The organism is Micromonospora profundi (assembly GCF_011927785.1).
Classification (GTDB): domain Bacteria; phylum Actinomycetota; class Actinomycetes; order Mycobacteriales; family Micromonosporaceae; genus Micromonospora; species Micromonospora profundi.
Window position 1 is genome coordinate 4,931,880 of record NZ_JAATJK010000001.1, and the last position, 13,992, is coordinate 4,945,871.

At 70.8% G+C, this 13,992-nt stretch carries 15 protein-coding genes and 1 tRNA gene; 4 read left to right on the forward strand and 12 right to left on the reverse strand.

The annotated features are described in order from the left end of the window. Position 1 precedes the first annotated feature (1 nt). The 3 genes from F4558_RS21640 to F4558_RS21650 all read right to left on the reverse strand — a co-directional run bounded on the left by F4558_RS21640 (position 2) and on the right by F4558_RS21650 (position 3,075). Positions 2-1,507, reverse strand: a complete 1,506-nt coding sequence (locus F4558_RS21640) for a magnesium chelatase ATPase subunit I (RefSeq protein ID WP_053657246.1) — start codon at positions 1,505-1,507, stop codon at positions 2-4. An 84-nt stretch (positions 1,508-1,591) separates the two neighbouring features. Further along, positions 1,592-2,089 carry a hemerythrin domain-containing protein gene (locus tag F4558_RS21645; protein ID WP_053657350.1) on the reverse strand — a complete coding sequence of 166 codons (498 nt, stop codon included), beginning with the start codon at positions 2,087-2,089 and terminating at the stop codon, positions 1,592-1,594. A 5-nt stretch (positions 2,090-2,094) separates the two neighbouring features. Further along, a complete protein-coding gene (locus F4558_RS21650) occupies positions 2,095-3,075 on the reverse strand; it encodes an aldo/keto reductase (protein ID WP_167945787.1) in 981 nt (326 codons plus the stop codon). Between the two features lie 70 nt (positions 3,076-3,145). On the opposite strand from F4558_RS21650, the gene mgrA reads away from it, so the two are divergent. Then, positions 3,146-4,141, forward strand: a complete 996-nt coding sequence (gene mgrA, locus F4558_RS21655) for an L-glyceraldehyde 3-phosphate reductase (protein WP_312877381.1) — start codon at positions 3,146-3,148, stop codon at positions 4,139-4,141. Positions 4,142-4,169: 28 nt separating this feature from the next. On the opposite strand, the gene F4558_RS21660 is transcribed toward mgrA, so the two are convergent. Beyond that, entirely contained in the window at positions 4,170-5,069 is a 900-nt protein-coding gene (locus tag F4558_RS21660) for a lytic polysaccharide monooxygenase auxiliary activity family 9 protein (RefSeq protein WP_167945791.1), read from the reverse strand. A gap of 137 nt (positions 5,070-5,206) precedes the next feature. On the opposite strand from F4558_RS21660, the gene F4558_RS21665 reads away from it, so the two are divergent. Then, positions 5,207-5,329 carry a ribosomal protein bL36 gene (locus F4558_RS21665; RefSeq protein ID WP_053657252.1) on the forward strand — a complete coding sequence of 41 codons (123 nt, stop codon included), beginning with the start codon at positions 5,207-5,209 and terminating at the stop codon, positions 5,327-5,329. Between the two features lie 88 nt (positions 5,330-5,417). On the opposite strand, the gene F4558_RS21670 is transcribed toward F4558_RS21665, so the two are convergent. The 3 genes from F4558_RS21670 to F4558_RS21680 all read right to left on the reverse strand — a co-directional run bounded on the left by F4558_RS21670 (position 5,418) and on the right by F4558_RS21680 (position 8,227). Continuing rightward, on the reverse strand, positions 5,418-5,933 hold the full coding sequence (locus F4558_RS21670) for a quercetin 2,3-dioxygenase (protein WP_053657254.1): 516 nt from the start codon (positions 5,931-5,933) through the stop codon (positions 5,418-5,420). Between the two features lie 87 nt (positions 5,934-6,020). Further along, positions 6,021-7,331, reverse strand: a complete 1,311-nt coding sequence (locus F4558_RS21675) for an FAD-binding oxidoreductase (RefSeq protein WP_167945793.1) — start codon at positions 7,329-7,331, stop codon at positions 6,021-6,023. After that, positions 7,328-8,227, reverse strand: a complete 900-nt coding sequence (locus F4558_RS21680) for an LLM class flavin-dependent oxidoreductase (protein ID WP_167945795.1) — start codon at positions 8,225-8,227, stop codon at positions 7,328-7,330. The genes F4558_RS21675 and F4558_RS21680 overlap by 4 nt, the downstream gene beginning before the upstream one ends. Before the next feature lie 92 nt (positions 8,228-8,319). On the opposite strand from F4558_RS21680, the gene F4558_RS21685 reads away from it, so the two are divergent. Beyond that, on the forward strand, positions 8,320-8,679 hold the full coding sequence (locus F4558_RS21685; protein ID WP_053657260.1) for a winged helix-turn-helix transcriptional regulator: 360 nt from the start codon (positions 8,320-8,322) through the stop codon (positions 8,677-8,679). A 106-nt stretch (positions 8,680-8,785) separates the two neighbouring features. Here the strand turns inward: F4558_RS21685 and F4558_RS21690 are convergent. Both F4558_RS21690 and F4558_RS21695 read right to left on the reverse strand, forming a co-directional pair. Next, positions 8,786-8,858 (reverse strand) — tRNA-Ala (locus F4558_RS21690). Between the two features lie 87 nt (positions 8,859-8,945). Further along, entirely contained in the window at positions 8,946-9,536 is a 591-nt protein-coding gene (locus F4558_RS21695) for a YqgE/AlgH family protein (protein ID WP_053657262.1), read from the reverse strand. A gap of 270 nt (positions 9,537-9,806) precedes the next feature. On the opposite strand from F4558_RS21695, the gene mdlC reads away from it, so the two are divergent. Further along, on the forward strand, positions 9,807-11,402 hold the full coding sequence (gene mdlC / locus F4558_RS21700) for a benzoylformate decarboxylase (protein WP_053657354.1): 1,596 nt from the start codon (positions 9,807-9,809) through the stop codon (positions 11,400-11,402). A gap of 12 nt (positions 11,403-11,414) precedes the next feature. On the opposite strand, the gene F4558_RS21705 is transcribed toward mdlC, so the two are convergent. From F4558_RS21705 to F4558_RS21715, 3 genes are all read right to left on the reverse strand, one after another. Beyond that, positions 11,415-12,362 carry a hypothetical protein gene (locus F4558_RS21705; protein WP_167945797.1) on the reverse strand — a complete coding sequence of 316 codons (948 nt, stop codon included), beginning with the start codon at positions 12,360-12,362 and terminating at the stop codon, positions 11,415-11,417. Positions 12,363-12,398: 36 nt separating this feature from the next. Then, positions 12,399-12,932 carry a hypothetical protein gene (locus F4558_RS21710; RefSeq protein WP_231640100.1) on the reverse strand — a complete coding sequence of 178 codons (534 nt, stop codon included), beginning with the start codon at positions 12,930-12,932 and terminating at the stop codon, positions 12,399-12,401. Between the two features lie 151 nt (positions 12,933-13,083). After that, positions 13,084-13,776: a hypothetical protein gene (locus tag F4558_RS21715; protein WP_167945799.1), complete on the reverse strand. Its 693-nt coding sequence runs from the start codon at positions 13,774-13,776 to the stop codon at positions 13,084-13,086. Positions 13,777-13,992 lie beyond the last annotated feature (216 nt).

Sequence of the window (13,992 nt, forward strand, 5' to 3'; positions counted from 1 at the left end):
GTCAGTCCCGGCCGCCGTAGACGGTGCGCCCCGAGTCGGTGACGTCCTTGCCGAGCCGGCGGGTCAGGTGCAGCCCTTCCAGCACGAACTCGACGGCGGCGGCAGCCTCCTCCGGGGTGGGCGCGTCGCCCAGGCCGAGCCGGTCCATGACCTTGGCCAGCCCGGGTACGGTGCCCACCTGGCGCAGCACCTCGGCGGAGCCGACCAGTTCACCGGTCTCGATGGCCGCGCCCTCCTCGACGAGGGCGGTGAACCCGGACAGGTCCAGCCCGGCCAGGCGGCCCCGGAACGTCTCGGCGGTCGCGGTGCGCAGCAGGTGGGCGAGGATCTCGATCTCCCGCCCCTCCTCGCCGCTCTCGAACTCGACCTTGCCGCGCAGGGTGCTGGTCACCGACACCGCGTCACCAACGCGCGCCACCGCCGCCTCCGATGCAAGGAAGGGCCCCTTGTTATCGCTTTCTGTTGTAGAGGGGGCCCCTCCTAACACCTTGCCGGCGGCGGCCAGCAGACCGGCGCGGCGCAGCGCGGCACCGGCGACGGTCTCCGCTGCGGCGATCGCGAACCGGGCGGAGACGCCCGAGCGGGGGTCGACCGACGGCGACTCCCGCACCGCGCGGGCGAAACGGGCCAACACCTCCAGCACGTGCTCCGGCACCTCGGCGACCAGGTCGGCCTCCTGCCGGATCAGTGCCAGCTCCAACTCCAGGTCGACCGGGTAGTGGGTACGGATCTCCGCGCCGAACCGGTCCTTGAGAGGCGTGATGATCCGGCCCCGGTTGGTGTAGTCCTCCGGGTTGGCGCTGGCCACCAGGAGCAGGTCGAGTGGCAGCCGCAGCTGGTAGCCGCGGACCTGGATGTCCCGCTCCTCCAGCACGTTGAGCAGGGCCACCTGGATGCGCTCGGCCAGATCGGGCAGCTCGTTGACGGCGAAGATGCCCCTGTTGGTACGGGGTACCAGCCCGAAGTGGATGGTTTCCGGGTCGCCGAGGGTGCGCCCCTGGGCGATCCGGATCGGGTCGACGTCGCCGATCAGGTCGCCGACGCTGGTGTCCGGGGTGGCGAGTTTCTCGCCGTACCGCATCGAGCGGTGCAGCCAGCCGACCGGCTGGTCGTCGCCGGCCTCGGCGACCCGGGCGCGGGACGCGGGGGTGAGCGGACGCATCGGGTGCTCGTTGAGCACCGAGCCGGGGATCACCGGGGTCCACTCGTCGAGCAGCGCGCCCAGTGCGCGGATCAGTCGGGTCTTGCCCTGGCCCCGTTCGCCGAGCAGGACCATGTCGTGGCCGGCGAGCAGTGCCCGCTCGACCTCGGGCAGCACTGTGTCGTCGTATCCGACGATGCCGGGAAAGCGGGTCTCGCCGGAGCGCATCCGGGCGAGGAGGTTGTCGCGGAGTTCCTGCTTGACGGTGCGGTACTGGTGACCGGCCGCCCGTAGCGCGCCGAGCGTGCCGGGCAGGTCGGCCGGTGGAACCGGGATTACCGGGGTAGGCGCAGTCACCCGATCCACGCTAGCTCACGTTCATTCAAGGCCCTGAAATAACCGCAAACGACAAGAAGGATCGCAGAACCGACAGTAGCGCCGCCATGACGTTCAGCGGTGGTCAGCGACGTACTGCTGCGGGTCCTTGTCGTGGAACGACAGATTGCGGCCGGCCTTGTGCTCGCCGTAGAAGGTCAACCACCGCTGGCCCAGCTCGGCGCGCAGTTCGGTGCTGGCGTGTCTGCGGAAGTCGGGCAACGCCTCGTCCTCCTCCTCGGCCAGGTGCTCGCTGTTCTCCCGGCGGGCCGTGCCGACGGCATCCCACCAGGGCTTCGAGCCGACCGGGTGCAGTTTGGCCTCGGCGATGGCGTCCCGGATCTTGTTGTGGTCGCCGATGGCGTCGGTGGTCTCGTCTTCCCCGTCGTCGCCGTGCTTGACCAGGTGCGGATAGAGGATCGCCTCCTCTGCCTCGGCGTGGATGTCCAGGTGCAGGGCGAGGGCGTCCCAGATGGCGAGCAGTTCCTGCTCGTCGCGGGCGTCGTCGAGGCGGGCGAAGCCACGCCGGAAGGAGGCGTGGTCGTCAAGGATCAGTGCGGTGATGTCGTCCACTGTGCTCACTTTCCCGTTGGGCCGGCGAACCGGGCACGCAGCATCCGGGGCATCGCGGCGAGCCCGGTGACCGGGCGGAACCGTTTGGCGGCGTCGACAAGCGCCGCGTACTCGTCGTCGGCGAGGTCGATGTCGGCTGCTGCGGCGTTGCGTTCCATCTGCTCCACGCCGGACGCGCCGGGGATGGCCAGCACGTTGGGGTGGCGCAGCAGGTACGCGAGGGCGATCTGGCTGGGGGTGGCGTCGTGGGCCTCGGCGACCTGGCGCAGTGTGTCGATCAGAACGCCGCCGCGTTCCAGGTTTTCGGGCAGGAAGTACGGGTTGGCCCGCCGGATCGCGCCGGTAGGCGGGTTCTTGGCGTCGTACCGGCCGGACAGGAAGCCCTGGGCCAGCGGGCTGTACGCGATGACGACCCGGCCGGCCTGCCGGGCGTACGGCAGCAGGTCCTGCTCGGGTGCGCGGTCCAGCATGCTGTAGCGGACCTGGTTGCTGAGCACCCGCCGGCCGAGTGCGGCCTCGGCGGCCTGCCAGCGGCGCAGCCCGTAGTTGCTGACGCCGACTTCGGAGACCAGCCCGACGTCCTGCAACGTCCGCATGCCGCGCATCGTGGTGTGGTCGGCGACAACCGGGTTGGGTTGGTGCACCTGGTAGAGGTCGAGGGTGCTGACGCCGAGCCGGGCGGCCGAGGCGACGGCCCGCTGCTGCACCACGGCGGCCACCGGCAGCACCGGGAAGATCTTGGTGGCGATCGTGACCTTCGGCCGGTCGTCACCGAGTGCCGCGCCGAGGATCCGCTCGCTGCGCCCGAACCCGTAGACCTCGGCGGAGTCGAAGACTGTCACGCCCAGTTCGATGGCGCGCCTGACGATCTGCGCGGCCCGCTGTTCGAAGTCGGGGCCGTAGCCCCACTCCCGGGAGCCGAACTGCCAGGTGCCCAACCCGATCTTGGAAAGCGGCTTGGGGGTGTCGAGGGGGATGAACCGCATGGTGACGAAACTACCCCGTTGTCCGGGTTCCAACGCCTCATCTCGCGTACCCGGGGGCGGGTCTACGCTCGTGATCGTGACCTACCTCGCCGCGGATGACCGCTACGACACCATGACCTACCGGCGCAGCGGACGCAGTGGCCTGCGGCTGCCCGTCGTCTCCCTCGGGCTGTGGCACAACTTCGGTCCGGACCGCCCGCATCAGCGGCAGCGCGACATCGTCCGGCGCGCCTTCGACCTGGGTGTCACCCACTTCGACCTGGCCAACAACTACGGCCCGCCGGCCGGTTCGGCGGAGGAGAACTTCGGTCGGATGCTCGCCACCGACCTGAGGCCGTACCGGGACGAGCTGGTCATCTCCAGCAAGGCCGGCTATCTCATGTGGCCCGGCCCGTACGGCGAGTGGGGCTCGCGCAAGTACCTGATCTCGTCGCTGGACCAGTCGTTGAGCCGGATGGGCCTGGACTACGTCGACATCTTCTACTCGCACCGGTTCGACCCGGACACTCCGCTGGAGGAGACGATGGGCGCGCTTGACGCTGTCGTCCGCTCCGGCAAGGCGCTCTACGTCGGCATCTCGAACTACAACTCCGAGCAGACCGCGCGTGCCGCCGCGATCCTGCGTGAGCTGGGTACGCCGCTGCTGATCAACCAGCCGTCGTACTCGATGCTCAACCGCTGGACCGAGTCCGACGGCCTGCTCGACACCCTGGAGGAGGTCGGCGCCGGCTGTATCGCGTACAGCCCGCTGGCCCAGGGTCTGCTCACGGACCGCTACCTGGGTGGCATCCCCGCCGACTCGCGGGTGCGCACCAGCGTGTTCCTCAACGAGAGCGACCTCAGCGACGAGAAGATGGCCACCATCCGGGGGTTGGGCGAGGTCGCCGAGCGGCGCGGCCAGTCGCTGGCCCAGTTGGCGCTGGCCTGGGCACTGCGTGACCCGCGGATGACCAGCCTGATCATCGGGGCGAGCAGCGTCGAGCAGTTGGAGACCAACGTCGCCGCAGTGGGCAATCTCGACTTCACCGCCGACGAGCTGGCCGAGGTCGACCGGCTGCTGGGCTGAGCGCCGCGGGGTTCGCGGCGGAGCCGGATCACCAGATCCGGCGCCGCCCGGCACGGTGGTTGCGTACCTCGCACTGCCGCCCGACCGGGGCGACGGCTCCGCGTCGCCGGCGGCCCACGCCGACCAGCACCGCCAGGACCAGCACGGTGGCCGCGCCGACCAGCACCGGCCACCGCGCGTCGAGGTCGCGTACCGACGCCACAGGCACGCCCGGGTCGGCCGCCGCCGCCACCGCCGACTGGGCGGCGGCCGGCCTACTCGCCGTGGTACGCGGGACAGCCGGCGCGCTCTTCGCCGTGCCGCTGCGCGCCGCCCGGAACACCACGTCGGAGCAGGAGTAGTAGGTGTCCGGGGTGTTGGAGTTCTGCCAGATCGTGTAGATCAGGTGCCGTCCGCTCCGGCCCGCCGGCAACCGGCCCGCCAACTGGTACGCACCTGCCCGCACCGGCGGGTCGGTCACCGTCAGAAACGGGCGCGACTCCAGATCCGCCCAGGTCAGTGGCGCTCGCGGGTTATAGCCGGGCCTGGTGACGTAGAGCCGGAAGCTACCCCGGTGCTCGATTGTGGTCCGGTACCGGAAGGTGAACTTCGCGCCGGCGGTCAGCTCGGTGCTCGGCCAGTCGGTGCGGGGCAGGTCCAGCCCTCGGTAGGCGGACAGCCCGCCGCTGCACAGCTCGCCGTCCGGGATCCGCTCCCGGTCCCGGCCGTTGATCGCGGCCACCCGCACGTTGTCCCACTCCCGGACCGCCGCGCCCGCCGCGACGGCCGCCCGGCAGGCGCTGGTGGCCGCGTACCGGCCCTGCGGTCCGCATGCCGCCGCCCTGCTGATCGGGTCCGTCGGGGCGCCGTGCGCGGCGGCAGGCGTGCCGGCCAGCGGCACGGTCGCGGCGGCGACCAGCACCGTGACGAGCAGCCGGCGTACGGTCATGACGTTGACCTCCCGCCAGTGGTACGGGCGCGGGGAGGCAAAGGTTCGACGCCGGGGGCGCGGGAATCGCGGCATGGGCCAGGGTGTTCCGATAGACGGTACGGATCGAGGCCAGACCCCAGGCCGAGGAGGCAGACATGAAGGTACGCACCTCGTTGCGCGCGCTCAAGCAGAAGCCCGGTTCGGTGGTGGTCCGCCGGCACGGTCGGGTGATCGTGGTGAACCGCGCGAACCCGCAGTGGAAGAGCCGTCAGGGCTGATCAGCCCCGCAACGGACATCGAGTCGCAGACGCCCCGACCGGGAGGTTTCCGGTCGGGGCGTCGCCATGTGTGAGCACACCCGAACGCTCACTCAGGGAGAATGGTGACGTTCTGCTCAAGCAACTCGTCCACGAGCCTGGCGTAGCGTTCCGGGCCCCACTGGGGTGGCTGTTCTCCGGGCTGGGGCTCGTCTCCGTTATCTACGAAGAACTTCTCGTGTCCGCCCGGGGTGAAGATGACCAGCATTCTGGCGTCGGTGTCGCCCACGTTCTTGAACCTGTGCCGGGTGCCGCGGGGGATGAAGACGAAGTCACCGGCCTCGGCCACCTGGAGTTCATCGCCGTTGAGGAACTCCAGGTGGCCCGACAGCACGTAGAACGCTTCGTCCTCGTTGCCGTGGCTGTGTGCGACCGGTCCGGCCCCGGGTGGCACGGTGGCTTCGATGAGCCCGAGAGAGCCGTTGGTGTCGTCTACGGTGACCTTGATGGTGTAGGTGTCGCCTGCGAGCCACCTGTGGGTGCCCTCGGAGCGCCGGACGAAGACACCGCCGCGAGCGGTCCACCGCGGGTCGTTCTTGTCGGGCACGGGGAACGGGAAACTCATCTGCTACTCCTTGGATTTTTTGCATGGGAGGGCGGCCGGTGCCGCCCTGTTGCGTGGGCTTTCTTGGAGGTTCAGGGAGGAAGCTCGTCAGGCCTTTGCAGATCGGTGCAGGACGCCATCGGGGTCGTAGCGCTTCCACAGCTCGCGGACCCGGGCACCGGTCGGCCCTGGGTAGGCGCGAGCGAATGTCCTCCTATCGGGATGGCTCTCGAAGTTCACGTATCCGCCGTCCACGTGCGGTGCGAAGGCGCCCCAAGCGGTCGAAAGGGCCTTCCGGCCGTACGGTGGGAACGTCGAGGCGATGACAAGCGCTTTGTGGTGACGATGTGGGTAGGCGGTGGCGGCCGGGTCAAGGTCGTTGGCGGCGCCGCCGAGTGAGCGCATCTGGATCAGGACCGGGTCGCGGCCCGTCACCGCCTTCACCAGGGCGCGGGCGGCGTCGCGGTTGATGTCCGCGAACAGTCCGTTGGTGGTGTTGGTGGGCATCTGGCCGGTATTCGGGTGCAGATGCGCGGGCGGGACCATATTCGAGTACGGGACGATATGAGCCTGTTGGACCGTGATTCCCCTGATATCGAGGAGAGGCTGAAGGGCTCGTTGGATCGTGGCCGGCTTGTTCGAGGCCACGACGGCGGTGATGGAGGCGACCGGCGTGATGCCTTGGGAGGCCAGTGTCACCGCCGTCGTCAGTTCACGTGGCGCGGCCGCCATGACGGCACCCCAACGCTGCAGGTTGCCGCCCGCAGAGTCCACTCGCATGACGAGCTGGGCGAACCCGACGTCGCGCAGTTCGATGGCCTCGATCTCGAAGGCCACCGCGATCCCCGCACCGGCTCCCGCACCGCGCATCACCCACAACAGATCGGGCTCGGTGGCGGCATCGGCGCGGACCTGGGTGCCGTCGGGCAGCACCACCTCCACTGCGCGGACGTGGTCGATGGTGAGTCCGTAGTGCCGGACGAGCCATCCGATGCCGCCGGCCGTTGCCAGGCCTCCGACACCGACGTTGCCGTGGTCGCCGGAGCTGATAGCCAGTCCGTGCGGGGCGAGTGCCTGCGCGACCTGCGCCCAGCGGGCGCCCGCCTCCACCCGTACCAGGCGCGTACGGCGATCGAGGACGTTGACGCGGCGCATCGCGCTCAGATCGATGACGAGTCCGTCGTCGTTCGTGGCGCTTCCGGACAGGCCGTGCCCGCCACTGCGGACCGCGAGAGGGAGATTCCGCCCGCGGGCGAGCCGCAGCGCCACAGCGACGTCATCGGCCGACTTGGCGAGGACGACTGCTGCGGGCCGGCCGACGGTGGTGTACGTGGAGCGGAGCAGACTGTAGCGAGGATCGCCCTCGGTGACGATTTTGCCGGTCAGGCCGGCCGGGACGGTGCCAAGGCGCGTGGTCATCGTGTACTCCTGAGGGCTTCGACGCGATCGCGGACCGCCGGGACAACCTCGGAGGCAAAGATCGAGAGCTGGTTTTCGTGGTCGGCCACGGGCCAGAACACGAAGGTGTCGAAGCCGAGGACGACCACCCACTCGCTGAGCGTGTCCACCCATTGGCGCACGTCACCCACAAGCCCCTGGGCGCCCCGGAAATGCCCGATGGCACCGATCACGTTGTAGATTCGGCGAACCGATTCCGGGGCGCGTCCGGCAGCCGTAGCCGCCTCATCGATGATCTGCTGGCGGGCGAGCACTTGCTGCGGCGGCACGTAGATGTTCAGCGGCGAAACCCACCCGTCCGCCGACCTGCCCGTGACCGCCAGCATCTTGGGCCCCTGGGCGCCGAGCCAGAGTCCGACGGGCTTGGGCGGCCGGGGGCCGGCGCGATAGCCGGTCACCGAGTGATGGGGGGTTTGCAGTCGCACGGTGTCCGCGGCCAGGGCCGCGCGCAGGAGCATGAGTGACTCCTCCGTGAAAGTGACCATCTGTCCGCCGCGTCGGGGCACACCGCCCATTGAGGCGATCGCGTCGGCAAAAGCGCCACCGCCGACGCCGAGGTGGATGCGACCGTCGGTGAGCACGCTCAGCGAGGCGGCGGCCTTGGCGAGCATCGTCGGCGGGCGCAGTTGCAGGTCCGCCACGTCGGTGAAGAAGGAGATGCGCTCCGTGGCGGCAGAGAGGCTGCTGATCAGAGTCCAGCTGTCTAGGTGCCCCGGCTGGTAGGGATGGTCCTGCACCGCGAGGAGGTCCAGGCCGACGTCCTCGGCCAAACGCGCGAGGCGCCGGGTCTGGTCCAGTGACGCGGCCGAGGGATCCAGGCTCAGCCCGAAGGAGAGTGGGCGTCCGTAGTCGGTCATGGGTCCACGATGCGGCGGACGGCACGTCCCGCCAAACGACCGGTAAGATACTTACCTCTGGTAAGTAGCCAAGAGGCTCGGAGGTCGCAGAAATGACCAACACCCAGCCGCTGCGCCCGCAACGCAGCTCGATCCACGATGACACTTGCCCGAGCTTCGAGGAGGCGCTCGAGCTGGTCGGGCGCCGCTGGACAGGCTCGATCTTGGCCGCCGCCGCCCAAGGTGCTCGCCGCTTCGGCGAGTACCGCGCCACCATCGATGGCATCTCCGACCGGTTGCTGACGCAGCGTCTGAAAGAACTCGAGGCAAACGGGCTCATCGAGCGGACCGTGATCCCCAGCACGCCGGTGCAGATCCGGTACGACCTCAGTGCGGACGGCAGGGCATTGGTGCAAGCCCTGCAGCCGCTGACGAAATGGAGCATCCAGCGTTCCGCCCGGCGCGCACGGTAGCCCTGCGGCCGGTCGGATGCCCTGGCACTGACCGACGCCCACAGAGGCCAGGAACGAGAAAAGCCCTGGCGAGGGATTCGCTCCCCCACCAGGGCTTTTGCAAGGGTGGAGCCGAGGGGACTCGAACCCCTGACCCCCACACTGCCAGTGTGGTGCGCTACCAGCTGCGCCACGGCCCCTTGCTGTCGTCCCGGTCGCCCGGGCACTGGGAAACTATACACAGACCGGCCCGCATGGTCATCTCGCGGGGGTCCCGCCGTCCGGGATCAGTTGAGCGCCACGTCCGGCGGGAAGTGCGCCACGGCGGCCATCATGCCGCCCTGCCGGCGCAGCACCATCGGCCACAGGTCGTCGGGGCGGTCGACGAAGGCATCACCGGGCAGGGCGTCCAGCAGGAACCAGGACCCGTCGGCGATCTCCTGCTCCAACTGCCCGCTGCCCCAGCCGGAGTAGCCGGCGAAGACCCGGATGCCGCCGACGCTCTCCCGCAGCTTCTCCGGGTCGACTGAGAGGTCGATCGTGCCGACCGCCCCGGACACCTGGTGGAAGCCCTTGAGTCGGCGCAGCGGTTGCCGCATCCGGGCCAGGCAGATGGCCGAGTCGGGCTGCACCGGCCCGCCTTCGAAGAGCACTGCCGGTTCGCGGGCCAGGTCGCTCCAGTCGCCCAACACCTCGGCGACCGGAACCTCGGTGGCACGGTTCAGCACCACGCCGAGCGCGCCGCCCGGCTCGTGGGCGACCAGCAGCACCACCGTACGGTCGAAGTTTGGGTCCTTGAGGGCCGGAGTCGCGACCAGCAGCCGCCCGGTCATCGACTCCACTGCCCGTCCGCCGATCGCCTGGCCCTCTCCCTGCATCCCACCTACCCGTCAGTCGAGACCCCGGTCCGGGATCCGCCACCCGTCGGATCCGGACAGTGTGTCGGGATCAGCCGCGCCGTCAACGCCATGCCTGGCACCTTAGCCTGCGTCCCGGGTGCTGGATAAGGTCTGACCGGCGGGTGATCGGAGCAGCATCACCGACGCTGGAGAAACGCCCGAAAGGTCCGTCACATCCCGATAGATTCGGCTGGTCGGGAGGGCGACCACGATCGTCCCTGCGCGTATTCGACACGGAGGCAGGTGGCGATGGCAACGGTCCGGGACGCGACGTACGACGTGCTCCGCAGCCTCGGCATGACCACCGTGTTCGGCAATCCCGGTTCCACCGAGGAGCCGTTTCTGCGGGACTTCCCGGCCGACTTCCACTACGTCCATGCCCTGCACGAGGCCACGGCGGTCGCGATGGCCGACGGGTACGCCCAGGTCACCGGCATGCCCGCGCACGTCAACCTGCACACAGCCCCCGGCACCGGCAACGGCATGGGCAACCTGGTCACCGCCTGGCACAACAAGACACCGCTGATCGTCACCGCCGGCCAGCAGACCCGGGAGATGCTGCTGCTCGAACCCCGGCTGACAAGCCGTCGGGCCGTCGAACTGCCCGAGCCGTACGTCAAGTGGAGCTACGAGCCGGTCCGCGCGCAGGACATCCCGGCGGCGCTGCTGCGGGCGTACGCGACGGCCGTTCAGCCACCGGCCGGGCCGGTCTTCCTCTCCCTGCCGATGGACGACTGGGCCAAGGAGGCCGAGGCGGCGCCCGTCCCGCGGTCGGTGGCCACCCGGTTCGGGCCGGATCCGCACCGGTTGGCCGAGTTCGCCCGGGTGCTGGCCGGCAGCCGCAACCCGGTGCTGGTGTTCGGGCCGGGGGTGGACCGCTCCGACAGTTGGTCGACGGCGGTCACGCTTGCGGAGCGGCTGGCCGCACCGGTCTGGTCCGCCCCGGCACCGGAACGGGCCGTCTTCCCGGAGGACCACCCGAACTTCCGTGGCGTGCTGCCGTTCGCGATCGAACCCCTGGCCGAGGCACTGGACGGGCACGACACGGTGCTGGTCATCGGCGCCCCGGTGTTCCGCTACTACCCGCACGTGCCCGGTGATCACCTGCCCGCCGGCACCCGACTGCTGCACGTCACGGACGACCCGGACGAGGCCGCCCGCGCCCCGGTCGGGGACAGCCTGCTCGGCGACCCCGGGCTGACCCTCACCGCGCTGCTCGACCTCGTCCCGCGCACCGACCGGCCGCCCCCGGCACCCCGGAGCGCCCCCGCGCCGCCGGAGATCACCACGCCGCTGAGCGCCGACGCCCTGTTCGCCGCGTTGGCGACGCACTGGCCCGAGGACGGCATCCTGGTCCAGGAGTCCCCGTCGAACCTGTCCGCGCTGCGCCGCCGGCTGCGGATCACCCGTCCGGCGTCGTACTTCACGATGGCCAGCGGCGGCCTCGGCTACGGCCTGCCGGCGGCGGTCGGCGTGGCGCTGGCGCAGCGGGACACCGGACGTGCACGCCCGGTGGTGGCGGTGATCGGCGACGGTTCGTTCCACTACTCGGTGCAGGCGCTGTGGACCGCCGCACGCCTGTCGCTGCCCGTGGTGGTCATCGTCCCGGTCAACAAGCAGTACGCGATCCTGAAGTCGTTCGCCGAGCTGAAGGACACCCCAGGGGTGCCGGGACTGGACCTGCCGGGGCTGGACGTCACGGCGATAGCGGCCGGCTACGGCTGCGCCACCGCTGTGGTGGAAACCCCCGACCAGCTCGGCGCGGCGCTCGCCACCGGCCTGCGTGCCGACCGTCCGACAGTGCTGCCGGTGCCGATCAGCACCGACGTACCCAAGATCCTTTGAAGTGGCGCCCGGTCAGCGGGGAGCGATCGACAGTGGAGCCCCACTGAACACGTCGAGCACGGGCCGCGCCCCCAGCGGGGCCGCCAGGGTTACGGTTACCGGCTCGACCTTGAGCATGTCGATGCACTCACCGGCGGCCCGGGTGACCGCGCCGCCGACCACCACCACGTCCGGTCGTTCCCGCACCAGCGGCGTGGTCCCGGTGTCGCACGCGCCGACACCGAGCCGCACGGTCAGCCGTACCCCGTCGACCGCCACCAGGTCCTGGGCGGCCACCAGCCCGTCGGCCAGCGGCACCGCCGGCGCGGTGGGCTCGGGGACCGGGGCGACCGCCGTGGGCGCGACCGCGAGCCGGGCCACCGGAGTGGCCAACTCGTCGACAGCGAACAGCCAGGCCGGGACCTGAGCCTCACCCCGACTGGTACGCACCGGCACCGCGCCGAGCGTGACGCCGGTGACTGTCAGCGAGAGGCAGGCGGTAGGCGACGAACTGGTGGACCAACCGTCCGGCCCCGGCTCCACAGTGGGGCCGCCCGGGCTGGGAAGGCCGGGCCGCTTGGGCCGACCCGGGCACGGCAGCGGGTCACCCTGGTCGAGCTGCCGGTACGCCTCGGCCGCGCTGACCAACGGCACGACCGAGCGGCCGTCCGGGAAACGGATCTCCCCGTCGCCCACGCCGGCCGACGGGATGGGGACCTGTGCCCGGTACCAACCGGCACGGAAGGCCGCCTCGGTCTCCGATGTGAAGCGCGGGTCGCCGGGCAGCACTGTCGGCCCCTGCAACGGGACGTACCCGGTGCGCCAGTCCGGGCCCGGTCGCCACGCCTCGGCGACCTCGGTGGCCCGCGTGTCGAACGCCTCCGCGCGGCCACCGGGACCACCGGCGGGCTCGTCGCCGGTCGCGGCGCAACCAACCCCGAAGAGCAGCGGGAGTACGAGCAGAACGGCCTCTCGACGCATGCCGGGTTCGACGCACCCGCCAGCACCCCGGTTCCCTCAGGTCTCACCCCCGAGATCCGTCTGGTACGCCTGCCAGAGCAGCTCGGCGCCCCGCCGTCGGTGCCGGGTCAACGCCCGCAGCAGGTGGCCCGCCCGGTGCCGCAACTCGTCGAGGCTTGCCTCGGGCCGCTCTGCGAGCCGCTGCACGGCGAGCATCGTGGCGACGATCGCGGCATGCTCCAGGGTCAGCAGCCGAACCCTGTGGTCCAGGCGAGGCGAATGGGTGAGCAACTCCCGGTAGAGGCCGGCAGGGCCCTCGGTGACCCGGACGTGCTCGGCGAAACCCTGGCCGACCGGACGCAGCCGGCGCAGCACGTTCTCGCGCCAGCACGACTCGACCGTCGCGTCGGCGACGGCCCGGGCGAGGGCGTGCACGTCACCGGCGAGCCCGGCGGAACGCGGCTGACCGGGCAACCCGACGGGGGACGCCGCTCTGCCGTTGTGCGATTCGGGGGTGAGCCCGGTCGCCCACGGATGGGCGGTGGCTGACCGGGTGGTGACTGACGGCTGCTGGACCGGACCGGTGACCATGGCACCTCCCGCGCGGCGCTGCTACCCCATACCGCGATGGTGAACCCGCTCACGTGCGCTGTCCAGATGCCCTGAAGGCCTCATCTGCACCATTGGTCACAGCGTTCACTCCAACCCCGTGACGGCTCAGTGAGCGCCACCGGGGGGTCGTTCAGGTCCTCCGCCGGTGCTCTGCCAGGCGACGCAGGTCGCCGGCGACGGCGTACGCCTCGCTGTCCCGCCCCTCGCTGTCCCGCCCTTCGTCGGGTCGACCCGATGTGATCGCGTCGGCAAGTGCCAGCAGTTCGGGCGGCGGTAGCGTGGCCAGCCCCATCCCCCGCAGCGGCAGCATGATCCGGTGCCCGCTGTCCCGATCGGTGGCCATGACGACCGGCAGGCGGTGTCCACGCGCCCGCATGTCGTCCCCTGTCTCGCGTTCCGACATCCCTCGCGCGTCGATGACCGCTGTGGCGAGGTCGACGGTACGGCTGTGCAGCGCTCCCCGGACCCGTAGCCGGCTGCCATCCAGCCAGGCGGCCGTACGGAGCACCCGCAGCACCAGGTAAACCCCGAGCACTGCACAGGGCAGCCCACACAGCCCGGCCAGCGGGCCGAGAGTCGGCTGGTCCTCACCGCCGGAGTCCTGCAGGGAGGGCGGCAGCATCCCCGGCGGCAGATCGCGTGCCTCCTCATAGGAGGCGAACCCGTCCCCCGGGCCGGTCAGACGCCGCAGCAGCCCGTCGGCGATCAGTGGCAGCAGCACGAACGCGGCACCGACGGCGGTGACGAAAACGCCGACCACCACCGAGAGGGTGCGCTGGCCGGGTGACGCGCCAACGGACAGGCGCAGCTCCTGGTTCGTCACAGCGGCAGCGTAGGCGAACCCTCCCGCGCCAGGCACCCGCCCCGCCCTCCGGCACCCCTGGGCTGCGCCCCCGGGCCACGCCACCGGGCCGGCGCCGCCGGGCCGCCCGCGCCGCCGCATTACCGGCGCTGCCAGGGCTGCCGCGCGGCTGGCCGGGCGTGATCGACTCGCTTTCAAGGAAATCGCGGTATCCCCAGCGCTCCGGATGCCCCGGTT

Coding starts and splice junctions, on each gene's coding strand:
- F4558_RS21695 (WP_053657262.1), bottom strand. CDS start 9,536: ATGCAGGGAGAGGGCCAGGCGATCGGCGGACGGGCAGTGGAGTCGATG.
- F4558_RS21705 (WP_167945797.1), bottom strand. CDS start 12,362: ATGCGTCGAGAGGCCGTTCTGCTCGTACTCCCGCTGCTCTTCGGGGTT.
- F4558_RS21680 (WP_167945795.1), bottom strand. CDS start 8,227: ATGACCGACTACGGACGCCCACTCTCCTTCGGGCTGAGCCTGGATCCC.
- F4558_RS21710 (WP_231640100.1), bottom strand. CDS start 12,932: ATGGTCACCGGTCCGGTCCAGCAGCCGTCAGTCACCACCCGGTCAGCC.
- F4558_RS21650 (WP_167945787.1), bottom strand. CDS start 3,075: ATGCGGTTCATCCCCCTCGACACCCCCAAGCCGCTTTCCAAGATCGGG.
- F4558_RS21665 (WP_053657252.1), top strand. CDS start 5,207: ATGAAGGTACGCACCTCGTTGCGCGCGCTCAAGCAGAAGCCCGGTTCG.
- F4558_RS21685 (WP_053657260.1), top strand. CDS start 8,320: ATGACCAACACCCAGCCGCTGCGCCCGCAACGCAGCTCGATCCACGAT.
- F4558_RS21660 (WP_167945791.1), bottom strand. CDS start 5,069: ATGACCGTACGCCGGCTGCTCGTCACGGTGCTGGTCGCCGCCGCGACC.
- mdlC (WP_053657354.1), top strand. CDS start 9,807: ATGGCAACGGTCCGGGACGCGACGTACGACGTGCTCCGCAGCCTCGGC.
- F4558_RS21670 (WP_053657254.1), bottom strand. CDS start 5,933: ATGAGTTTCCCGTTCCCCGTGCCCGACAAGAACGACCCGCGGTGGACC.
- F4558_RS21675 (WP_167945793.1), bottom strand. CDS start 7,331: ATGACCACGCGCCTTGGCACCGTCCCGGCCGGCCTGACCGGCAAAATC.